This is a genomic window from Frankia sp. QA3 (assembly GCF_000262465.1).
Classification (GTDB): domain Bacteria; phylum Actinomycetota; class Actinomycetes; order Frankiales; family Frankiaceae; genus Frankia.
On sequence record NZ_CM001489.1, the window covers coordinates 837,610 to 847,671 of the forward strand.

The 10,062-nt window shown below is 73.5% G+C and carries 9 protein-coding genes; 3 read left to right on the top strand and 6 right to left on the bottom strand.

Translation table 11 applies throughout. The features are described from left to right. Nucleotides 1-46 precede the first annotated feature (46 nt). Nucleotides 47-1,105, top strand: coding sequence for an LLM class F420-dependent oxidoreductase (locus FRAQA3DRAFT_RS03305; RefSeq protein WP_009737654.1), 1,059 nt, complete (start codon nucleotides 47-49; stop codon nucleotides 1,103-1,105). Nucleotides 1,106-1,160: 55 nt separating this feature from the next. Here the strand turns inward: FRAQA3DRAFT_RS03305 and FRAQA3DRAFT_RS03310 are convergent, their stop codons facing one another. The 4 genes from FRAQA3DRAFT_RS03310 to FRAQA3DRAFT_RS03325 all read right to left on the bottom strand — a co-directional run bounded on the left by FRAQA3DRAFT_RS03310 (nucleotide 1,161) and on the right by FRAQA3DRAFT_RS03325 (nucleotide 5,006). After that, nucleotides 1,161-1,562, bottom strand: coding sequence for a DUF1634 domain-containing protein (locus tag FRAQA3DRAFT_RS03310; RefSeq protein ID WP_009737655.1), 402 nt, complete (start codon nucleotides 1,560-1,562; stop codon nucleotides 1,161-1,163). Nucleotides 1,563-1,663: 101 nt separating this feature from the next. Continuing rightward, nucleotides 1,664-2,512, bottom strand: coding sequence for a sulfite exporter TauE/SafE family protein (locus FRAQA3DRAFT_RS03315; RefSeq protein WP_009737656.1), 849 nt, complete (start codon nucleotides 2,510-2,512; stop codon nucleotides 1,664-1,666). Nucleotides 2,513-2,598: 86 nt separating this feature from the next. Continuing rightward, nucleotides 2,599-3,594: a universal stress protein gene (locus FRAQA3DRAFT_RS03320; protein WP_198287016.1), complete on the bottom strand. Its 996-nt coding sequence runs from the start codon at nucleotides 3,592-3,594 to the stop codon at nucleotides 2,599-2,601. 311 nt (nucleotides 3,595-3,905) lie between these two features. Continuing rightward, nucleotides 3,906-5,006, bottom strand: a complete 1,101-nt coding sequence (locus FRAQA3DRAFT_RS03325) for an alpha/beta hydrolase (RefSeq protein ID WP_232291899.1) — start codon at nucleotides 5,004-5,006, stop codon at nucleotides 3,906-3,908. Between the two features lie 323 nt (nucleotides 5,007-5,329). Here FRAQA3DRAFT_RS03325 and FRAQA3DRAFT_RS03330 point away from each other — a divergent pair, with 323 nt between their 5' ends. Both FRAQA3DRAFT_RS03330 and FRAQA3DRAFT_RS03335 read left to right on the top strand, forming a co-directional pair. Next, a complete protein-coding gene (locus FRAQA3DRAFT_RS03330) occupies nucleotides 5,330-5,845 on the top strand; it encodes a TetR-like C-terminal domain-containing protein (RefSeq protein WP_232291900.1) in 516 nt (171 codons plus the stop codon). Nucleotides 5,846-6,244: 399 nt separating this feature from the next. Further along, nucleotides 6,245-7,744, top strand: coding sequence for an MFS transporter (locus FRAQA3DRAFT_RS03335; protein ID WP_009737660.1), 1,500 nt, complete (start codon nucleotides 6,245-6,247; stop codon nucleotides 7,742-7,744). Nucleotides 7,745-7,795: 51 nt separating this feature from the next. Here the strand turns inward: FRAQA3DRAFT_RS03335 and FRAQA3DRAFT_RS03340 are convergent, their stop codons facing one another. Further along, nucleotides 7,796-8,476 (bottom strand): hypothetical protein, encoded by a 681-nt coding sequence (locus tag FRAQA3DRAFT_RS03340; protein ID WP_009737661.1) that lies wholly within the window; start codon nucleotides 8,474-8,476, stop codon nucleotides 7,796-7,798. 170 nt (nucleotides 8,477-8,646) lie between these two features. Further along, on the bottom strand, nucleotides 8,647-9,582 hold the full coding sequence (locus FRAQA3DRAFT_RS03345) for a ParA family protein (protein WP_009737662.1): 936 nt from the start codon (nucleotides 9,580-9,582) through the stop codon (nucleotides 8,647-8,649). Between the last annotated feature and the right edge of the window lie 480 nt (nucleotides 9,583-10,062).

The following is a 10,062-nucleotide window of genomic DNA, read 5'->3' on the forward strand; positions in this document are numbered from 1 at the left end:
CCCGGCGACGCCGCCGGGTCCCGACCAGCAGCCACGAGGTGTTCCCATGACCGAGGTCCGTTTCGGCGTCACCCTGCCGCTGCCCGGCATCCCGCTGCGGGAGCACCGCCGCATCGTCAGCGGACTCGCCGACGCCGGCTACGGCGACGTGTGGACGGCCGAGGGCGGGGGAGTGGACGCCTTCACCCCGCTCGCGGCCACCGCTGCGTGGGACCCCCGACTGCGCCTGGCCAGCGCCATCGTGCCCGTGCACACCCGCGGGCCGGCGGTGCTCGCCCAGACCGCGGCGACGCTGGCGGATCTCACCGCGGGCGGGCTGGTCCTCGGGATCGGCTCGTCCGTGCCCGCTCACGTGACCGACCTCAACGGCATACCCTTCGACGATCCGTTCCGCCGGACCCGGGACACGCTGCGATTCCTCACCCGGGCCCTGCGCGGCGAGGTGGTGTCGGGCGCGTTCGACACGTTCACCGTCCGCGGCTTCGCGCTGCCCGAACCGCCGGCCGAAACGCCCAAGGTCATCCTCGGCGCGCTGCGGCCGGGCATGCTGCGCCTCGGTTTCACCGAGGGGGACGGCGCGGTCACCAACATCCTCTCCGCCGAGGATCTGGCGACGGTGCGCGCTACTGTCGGCCCGCAGCCGGCCGGCAAGGAACTGGTCGTCAAGGTGTTCGTCAGCCCGACCGCGGACGCCGAGGCCGCCCGCCACGCCAGCCGCCCGTTCCTCACCTGGATCCTCAACCAGACGCCCTACCATTCGTTCCACGAGTGGCTCGGCAACGGCGACCGGCTCGCCGCCTCTCACGAGCGCTGGCTCGCCGGCGACCAGCGCGGCGCCGCCGAGGCCCTGCCCGACGACGTGATCGACCGGCTGTTCATCCACGGCACGCCGCAGCAGTGCCGCGACCAGATCGCCGAGTACGTCCAGCCGGGGGTCACCGCGGTCCAGCTCTACGTCCGGCTGGAGCCGTCGTTCGTCCTGGCCTCGGCCCAGACCGGGACGGGTGGCGTGCGGACGTGGCGCTCCGAGGAGTTCGCCGAGCGCGCCCTAGACCTGCTGCGCACCCTGCGCCCCCGCATCGCCACCCCCGCCGGCATCGGTTGAGCCCTCCCCGCCGGCGTCGTGCTCCCGCCGGCGTCGTGCTCCCGCCGGCGTCGTGCTACTCGGCGGCGCCGAGGCTGCCGGCGAGGACGAGCAGCAGCAGCACGACGACGGCCACCCCCGCCAGCCACGCCCGGCGCGCCCGCAGCCAGGCGACTCCGGCCGTGACCACGCCCGCGGCCGGCGTCGCCGCCAGGATGATCGTGCCGAGCAGGATGATGGCGCCCGCCCGCCCGTGGCGTAGCCCGCCGCCCAGGTCGGACAGCCGCATCGCCGCGTCGCCGCCGAGCGGGTCGTCGCCCGAGCCGTGCAGCCAGCCCGCGCCGCCCTGGGCGAAGGCGACCGCGAGCCCGGCGACCACCAGGGCGGCGCCGAGCGCCCCGCCGATCCGCAGCACCAGCGCGACCTGACGGGCGCCCGACTCGGGCGCACCGTGCGCGGGTGTCGGCGCAGGGGGCATGGTGTGACCTGCCTTCCCGGGAGCCGCCGGCGGGTGGCCGCCGGCGTCCGGAGGGTGGGGTCCGGCGGCGGCGGACCGTCGGCCGGGTGTCCGGGCCGCCCTCACGCGAGGCCCCGCAGCAGCATCTGGACGCTGACGACGAGCAGGACGACGAGGAAGATCGCCCGCAGCGCCCCCTCGGGCACCACGGCCAGCAGCCGCGACCCGAGGTGCGCGCCCGCGACGGTCCCGAGTGCCACCGCGCCGGCCAGGGCCGGCACGACGTCGCCCCGCTGCAGGTAGACCACGGCGCTCGCGGCGCCGGTCACCCCGATCATGAGGTTGCTCGTCGCCGTCGACACCTTGATCGGTAGTCGCATCGCGAGGTCCATGGCCGGGACCTTCATCGCCCCCGAGCCGATGCCGAGCAGGCCGCTGACCGCCCCGGCGGCGGTCATCATCGTCAGGCCGGTCGCGGTGCGGGTCACCCGGTAGGGACGGACGTCGCGGACCGCCGTGCCGGCGGCCGTGCCGGTGCCGGTGCCGTGCAGGCTCAGGGCGTCGGCGATGCGATCGTCCGGCACCACCGTGCTGGCGCGCTCTCGCCGGTTGCGCAGCATCTGCACCGCGCTGAACGCCAGCATGATCCCGAATATCGTGTACAGCGCGCGGGCGCTGAGGTACCCGGCGAGTAGCGCCCCGGCGACGGCGCCGCTCACCGTCGCCACCTCCAGGGTGACCGCGATGCGCAGGTTCGCGAAGCCCTCGTCGAGGTAGCGCGGCGACGCCGCGGCGCTGCCGGCGACCACGGAGATCACCGAGGCGCCGATCGCGAGCCGCATGTCGAGGCCGAAGGCCAGCGTCAGGATCGGGACGACGAAGGTGCCGCCGCCGAGCCCCAGCAGGCTGCCCAGGCAGCCGGACACGACGCAGACGGCAGTAATGGCGACGATCTCGGCCAACGGGCTCACGGCGCCTCACCAGGTTCGAAAAATTAGTTCTGCTACAGACTATATCTGTAGCAGAACTATCCTGCGGGCGCGAGTGATGTACTCGGCTAGCGGATGACGGCCACCGGGCAGGGGGCGTGCGCCACGCACTGGTGACTGACCGAGCCCAGCAGCAGCTCGGCGAACCCGCCGTGGCCGCGGCTGCCGACGACGAGCAGCTGCGCGTCCGCGGCGCCGCGCAGCAGGGCCCGGGCGGCGCCGTCGGCGACGGTCTCCTTGACCACCGGGACCGGCAGCCCGCCGCCGTACTCGGCGCTGATCGTGCTCACGGCGTGGTCGAGGGTGCGCTGCGCCTGCTCGGCGAGCGCCGAGCCGAAGTCCGCGTAGATCCCCGGGTAGACCGGAACGTCGAGATGCCAGGCATGCACGGCGTGCAGGGCGGTCTTACGCGCGGCCGCGGTCTGCACCGCCCACCGCAGCGCCCGCAACGAGGCGGCCGACCCGTCGACGCCGACGACGACCGGGCGCTCGTCCACCGTCGTGGCCGTTGCGCCCGCCGCATCCCCGGACCCGGCCGCCCCCGCGGCCTCGTCGGATCGGTCGGTGCCGCCACGCACGACGACGACGGGCAGCGGCGCGTGGTGGACGATCCCCTGGCACACCGACCCGGCCACCAGTCGGTGCAGTGCGCCGTGCCCGCGTTCGCCGACGACGACGAGCTGCGCGCCGATCGCGATCCGCAGCAGCTCGGGCACGGGGCTGCCCTCCTCGACGCGCCCGGTGACCGTGACGGCCGGGTCACCGACGCGCACCGCCGCCACCGTGTCCGCCAGTACCCGCCGTGCCGCCTGCTCCAACCCCGCGCGGTCAGCGTTGCCCGCCGCGTCGAAGACCGCGCGCGGTTCCCCGACGGCGTCCCAGACCAGCGCCGCCGTCACCGGGAGCCGGCGCCGAGCGGCCTCGTCGACGGCCCAGCGCAGGGCGGCGGCCGACCCCGGCGAGCCGTCGATCCCCACCACGATGCCGCCCGTGCCCGCCGTGTCCGGCTGCCCTGCTGTGTCCGCTTGGCCCGCCGCGTCCGTTCGGTCTGTGGTCTGCGCCATCCTCGTCACCCTTCTCGCCACCGTGATCCCCGACACCGTCAACCATGCCCGCGCGGTGACCTGCGCCGACGCGCCGAACGCCACCCCTGGGACGGCCGGGTGGCCGGGCCGGAGCGGGCCGGACGGCCCTTGATCCGCGCCCGGTCCCTGGCCCGCCCGGTCCCTGGCCCGCCCGGGCAGGCGGCGGCGACGGGGAGGAGGAAGGGCCGGGAGCCGAGGGTGAGCAGTCAGTTGCTGACTGAACGTGCCGGTTGCTGACCGAGCGTGCTAGTGGATAACCCAGGGTGCTGGTTGATGGCAGAGGGTGCTCGTCAGTGACCGAGGGTGCGGTCGAGGAAGGCGAGGACGGCAGGCATCCGCTCGGCGGTCGGGAACGCACCGCCGTGGCCGGCGCCGGGCACGATCGTGACGTCGACGGCCGGCGCGCCGGCGGCCCGCAGCGCGTCGGCGAGCTCGAGGGACTGGCGGTGCGGCACGGTGCAGTCGATGTCGCCGTGCTCGATGAGGAACGGCGGCAGGGGGGCGCGGCCGAGGTAGTTCAGGGGGCTCGCGACCCGGACGAGCTGGGGCACGGCGGCCACCGTGCGGCCGAGGAAGCGGGACTCCGGCGAGTCGGGGCGGCCGTGCCCGGCGTCGGACGCGGCGCAGCGCTCGTTCGCGCGAACCTGGTCGTCCATCGAGCCGAAGTTGACCGGACCGTAGAAGTCGACGACGGCCTGCACGGCGCTGGAGACCCCCGGATTGCCCAGCGCCGGGTCGTCGTACATCGCCACCCCCGGCGTCGTCCCCAGCATGACCGCGAGGTACGCCCCCGCCGACGCCCCGCTCGCCGCGATCCGGTCCGGGTCCAGGCCGTGGTCGGCGGCGTGGGCGCGCACCCAGCGCACGGCGGCCTTGACGTCCTGGACGGCGGCGGGGAAGCGGGCCTCGCCGGACAGCCGGTAGTTCAGGCTGGCGACGGCGTACCCGGCGCGGACCAGGGCACGGACCACCGGCAGGTCGTCGTGCTTGTCGCCGAGCGCGAACGCGCCGCCGTGGATGGTGATGACCACCGGCAGCCCCGACCCATCGTGGGCGGCGCCGGCGGTCGGCGGTGGCGCGGGCCGGTAGAGGTCCAAGCGCTGGGCCGGCGATACCGGCGCGTAGGGCACATCCCGCAGGACCCACATCCCGTCGACCTCGTCGGGCGCATCGGCCGGGCCGCCCGCCCGGCCGGGGCCGCTGGCCGGCGCCGACGTCCCGAGTTGGGCGGAGTCCTGCCGGGAGCAGGCGGCGAGGGCGAGGCCCAGGGCGAGCAGGCCGCCCGTGGCCGCTGCCAGGAGGCGGTGCGGGACGTGGTGGATGGCGGCGGTCCTCTCGGGGGGCCGGGCGGCGGCTGCCGGACCGGCGACTGGCTGGTCGCGTGCCATCATGCCTGCCCCCATTTGCATGATTGCGGCCAGTCCGACCCGGGGCACGCCGCGGCACCCGGCGGAATGTGAGCGGTGCCACGCGGTTCACGGAGGCAATGTTTGCGGTACAGGACGGTACTGTTTCGGTGGTGGCGCCGAGGCTCCCGGCATGGGGGATACGGTCCGCCGCCGGCGGTCTGCTGGGCCGTCGATCCGAGGGAAAGGGGTAGCAAGCCATTTCGCCGCCGGTCGCCGCCGGTCGGGGTCGGCCCCGGGACGAGTCCCGCGAGCAGGCGATCCTGGACGCGGCGCTGGAGCTGCTCATCGAGGTCGGCTATGAGCGGATGAGCATGGTCGCCGTCGCGGCCCGGGCCCGGGCCAGCAAGGCGACGATCTACCGCCGGTGGTCCTGCAAGGACGAGATGGTCGTGGAGGCGCTGCGTCGGCACGTTTGCGCCGATCACGTTCCCGCGGATACCGGCTGCCTGCGGGGCGACGTGGCCGCCGAGGTCCGTCTCATGATTGAAAACGTTTCCGGTCCGGACGGGGCACTGCTCGTCGGCGTCCTGCGGGCGGCCAGCGAGTCCCCACGGCTGGCCGCAGTGATCCAGGCCAACGTCCTGCAGCGAAAGGTGGAGCTCGGCCGCTGCCTGCTCGAGCGGGCGGCGCAGCGGGGAGAACTGCTCGCGAAGACCGAACCCGCGGTGCTCGTCGAGGTCATTCTTGCGATGATCTTCGCGCGCCTGCTCGTCACCGGGGAGCCGTTGGACGATGCGTTCGTTGGCCACGTCGTCGATGAGGTGGTGCTTCCGCTGCTCGCCGGCCGGGCGACCCCGCCTGCGGTGAGATCGAACACCTGAGCTAATGTTGTTTCGAACACCCGCTCGAAGTCGGAGTGGTGTGGGCTCGCCGCCCACCGGACTGTAAAACGAGTTGAGAGGTCGGCCGAGGGGCGGCGATGCTGGCGCTGGCCCGTCCACGCGTCACACCCGTCCCACCCCGCCGCATCCCGCCCTGTGAGGGTTCCACCCCCTGCCAGCCCGCCGTGGGCTGTACCGCCCGGGCGCCCGAGGCGACCGGGCACCGACCCCAGCCGCCCGATGGGCCGCACCGTCTGTGCCCAGCGCCCGTGCCCCAGGCCCGCGCGCCGGTCGCCCAGGCCCGCGCGGGAGGCCGTCCCGCGCGATGTCCCCGGCAGCTCGACTTCTCCGGCAACTCGACTTCTCCGGCAACTCGACTTCTCCGGCAAGGAGCCTTCTGTGACCGAAACTGTCGACCGCCAGGCCGAGGATCACCCGGTGGGCGTGGCCGACGGCGCGCCCGATCCCCGGCGGTGGCAGGCGCTGTGGATCATCGCCGTCGCGCAGCTCATGGTCGTCCTCGACGCCTCCATCGTGAACATCGCGATGCCGCACGCCCAGGCCGACCTGGATATCTCCACCGCCAACCGGCAGTGGATGGTCACCGCCTACACCCTCGCCTTCGGCGGACTGCTGCTGCTCGGCGGGCGTATCGCCGACTACCTGGGGCGCAAGCGGGCCTTCGTCTGGGGGCTGATCGGATTCGCGCTCGCCTCGGCGCTCGGCGGGCTGGCACCGAACGCCGCCCTGCTGTTCGCCGCCCGGGCCCTGCAGGGCGCGTTCGCGGCGCTGCTCGCCCCGGCTGCGTTGTCCCTGATCACCGTCGCGTTCACGGAGAGCCGCGAGCGGGCCAAGGCGTTCGGGGTGTATGGCGCGATCTCCGGCGGTGGCGCCGCGATCGGGCTCATCGTCGGCGGCGTGCTCACCGAGTACACCTCCTGGCGGTGGTGCCTGCTGGTGAACGTGCCGATCGCGCTCGTCGCCGCGTTCTTTGCGCTGCCGGTGGTGCGGGAGAGCCGCGCGCAGGGCGAGGCCCGCTACGACCTGCCCGGCGCGGTGACGGTCACCGCCGGTCTCGTCGCCCTCGTCTACGGCTTCACGGTGGCCGCGGAGGACGGCTGGAGCGACGCCCGCACCCTCGGGCTGCTCATCGGCTCGGTGGTGCTGCTCGCCGCGTTCGTCGCCATCGAGGCGCGCTCCGCCGCTCCGCTGCTGCCGCTGCGGGTCGCCTGGGAACGTAACCGCGGCGGGTCGTTCCTCGCCTCGTTGCTGATCGGCGCCGGCCTGTTCGCGATGTTCCTGTTCCTGACGTACTACTTCCAGTCGACCCTGGGCTACAGCGCGCTGAAGACCGGGTTCGCCTTCCTGCCGTTCAGCGTCGGGATCATCATCTCCGCCGGAGCGGCCAGCCAGCTGCTGCCGCGGGTCGGCCCGGGGGTGCTCGCCGGCGTCGGGACGGCGATGGCCGCGGTCGGCATGGGGTTGCTCATGGCGATCGGGGTCGACTCCAGCTATGTCTCGCACGTGCTCCCGTCCGAGCTGCTCATCAGCTTCGGCATGGGTTTCTCGTTCGTCCCGCTGTCGAACCTGGCCCTCGTCGGCGTCGCCGCGCACGACGCCGGGGTCGCGAGCGCCCTGGTCAACACCACCCAGCAGATCGGCGGCTCGCTGGGCACCGCCCTGCTCAACACCGTCTACGCGACCGCCGTCGGCAGCTACCTCGACTCCCACGGTCGCGGTCCGCAGGCCCTCGCGCAGTCGCAGATCGAGGGTTACACCACGGCGTTCCTGTGGGGCGCGATCCTCATCGCGATCGCCGCGGTGGTGATCTTCGTGTTCATCCGCGCCGGGCGGGAGGCCGCGGTGAACGTGGAGGGCGCCCCGGCACACGTCGGCTGACCCCGCCGGTGCGGGCCCCCAGGGCGGGGCCCGCACCGGTCCGGCGTGACCTCAGAGGTCGGCCTCCTCGCTCAGCATCGCCTGCGAGCTGAGCCGGAAGCCGACGGTCCCATCGACGATCTTGCGGATGACGGTCGCCTTCGGGTCCTTCCCGCCGACCCCGTCGACTCCGAGAGCGCCGGCCAGCGCCCGAAGCTGCGGCACCGACACCCGGCCGAGGGTGGCCAGGCGGTCGGCGGCCTCCTCCCGGCTCGCCGCGCCGAGCAGCGCCGCCCGCAGCGCCTCGACGTCCACCGATGCCGGCAGCGCCGCCTGCGTCTTCGTGCCCGACCCCGTGCGGGTCGCCTGCCGCCGCGCAACCGGCGGCGTTCCCTTCGCCGAGGGTGCTGCCCGCTTCGCGGGCGACGATGAAACCGCCGGCGACGTCGCCCGCGCTGGCGTCGCTGTCGTTGGCGCTGTCGCTGGTGCCGCTGTCGCTGGTGCCGCGCGGCTGGGTGCCGGTGCGGCGGGGCGCGGATCGGTGTCGCGGAGCACCGCGGGCGAGGCGTCGGCGGGGTCGGCGGCGGGATCCGCCGCCCGTCGACCGGGCGCGGCCGTGACGGTCAGCCGCGCCCGACCGGCCAGCAGCTCGCCGACCTGATGCTCGTCCAGGCTGGCTACCAGGTCGGCGAGCTGATGTAGGAGCAGCGTGCTCAGCCGGGCGGCTTCGGGGGCTTCGGCGGCGATGCTCATCGGATTCTCGGCGTGGAGACCCCGCCATTCCCGGCGGGGAGGAAACGCCGCTCCGTCATGGTGGGCGTCATGGTGGGCATCAGTTGCCGTCCAATCCATAAAATCTGGGTACGAACCTAAACATTCCGCACCTCCCCTGGTGGGCGTGTAGGAGTTGAATTCCCCCGCCTTCAGACGGGGGAGAACGTCAAGCGCTTGAGGAATTCCTCGACGAGGCGGTGCAGCTCCCAGGCGAGTGCGGGGGTGACCTGCTCGGAGAGGATGACGGGAAGTTGGGTGCGAGCCGCGCCGGCGAAGTGATGGTTGCTCTCGCGGACCATCGCCTCGAAGACCGGCAGCCCGAGCTGCCGGGTCTGCGCGATGTAGGGGCGCAGGGCCGCGATCGGCTTGCCCGAGTAGTACTGCACCATCGTGAAGACGACCCCGAGAATGATCGGTTCCAGCTTCTTCACCGCCGGATGCAGGTCAGACTGCAGGTCGACGATCCGGTTGAACTCCCAGATGAACCGGCGCAGCCGGGACTGCAGGTGCTCGATGCCGAGGGTGGACAGCTCATCCGGGCGGGCGGGGATCAGCAGCTGATCGCTGGCCGCGACCGCGGCGCGGGTGATGACGCCGAAGTTCGGCGGGCAGTCCAGCAGGACCAGGTCGTAGGCGGTCGGGGGCAGGGTCGCCAGCCCCGCGGCCAGCCGCAGGTAGACGTCGAAGTAGTGGCGGGTCGAGCGGTGCACCTCCGCGCCGCCGAGGCGCGCGGCGAGGTTCATCTCGACGTCGCCGAGGGAGAGGTGGGAGGCGATCAGGTCGAGCGCGCCGCTGCCCTGCGCGATGCGGGAGTTCACCACCGCCGGTGAGGTGATCAGCGGGGCGAGCGGCGGCACTGGGCCGTCCATCCGCCACGCCTCGAACCACTGCTTGATCGTCCGATTGTCGGCGAGCCCCGCCCGCCACTGCTCGGGCCGGTAGAACGAGAAGGTAAGGCTGGCCTGCGGATCCAGGTCGAGGAGCAGGACCCGCTTCCCCCAGGCGGCGATCTGCGCGCCGATGTTCGCGGTCAGCGTGGTTTTCCCGACGCCGCCTTTGTAGTTCACCACCGAGATCACCCGCACGGCGATCCGCCCCCGTGCTCCGTCGTTGACCGGGCCATCCGGTTCCCCCCGTCGCTGCGGTGCCAACCGTTCCCGCGCCACGCGTGACCCGTGCCGGCGGGCGTGCCGGACAGCACATCACGAGATGCCCGCCCGGCATCTGCGCGGATCCGTGCCGGGTGGCGGTGATGAGTACACCTTGACCGGCAGTGGTGCGTTCTACCCCGTATTGGGGACACGGTGGGTGATCTCGGCGCTACCGCCGTCACGGGAGCCGCGGGTCTGCGCGCCGGCCCGTCGGCTCCCCGGACCGGACGGTCGCGTTCGGGTGGTTCGCCGGGGAAGCGACCGAGTGGCGGTTTATCGTCTCGGCGGACCGGTGTGCCGTCGCTGTCACTACCTCGGGGGACGATGCGATACATGAGTAGCTCCAGCGGGGCCGGAGCCGGGCCCGGCACGGATCTCGGCCGGCGCGGCGCGCGCGGACGCGCCCCGCTCGCC

What these genes read in the sequence shown, in the direction of transcription:
- FRAQA3DRAFT_RS03310 (WP_009737655.1), bottom strand. Translation starts at nt 1,562, where the DNA reads ATGCCCCCTGCGCCGACACCCGCGCACGGTGCGCCCGAGTCGGGCGCC.
- FRAQA3DRAFT_RS03325 (WP_232291899.1), bottom strand. Translation starts at nt 5,006, where the DNA reads ATGATGGCACGCGACCAGCCAGTCGCCGGTCCGGCAGCCGCCGCCCGG.
- FRAQA3DRAFT_RS03330 (WP_232291900.1), top strand. Translation starts at nt 5,330, where the DNA reads ATGAGCATGGTCGCCGTCGCGGCCCGGGCCCGGGCCAGCAAGGCGACG.
- FRAQA3DRAFT_RS03305 (WP_009737654.1), top strand. Translation starts at nt 47, where the DNA reads ATGACCGAGGTCCGTTTCGGCGTCACCCTGCCGCTGCCCGGCATCCCG.
- FRAQA3DRAFT_RS03340 (WP_009737661.1), bottom strand. Translation starts at nt 8,476, where the DNA reads ATGAGCATCGCCGCCGAAGCCCCCGAAGCCGCCCGGCTGAGCACGCTG.
- FRAQA3DRAFT_RS03320 (WP_198287016.1), bottom strand. Translation starts at nt 3,594, where the DNA reads ATGGCGCAGACCACAGACCGAACGGACGCGGCGGGCCAAGCGGACACA.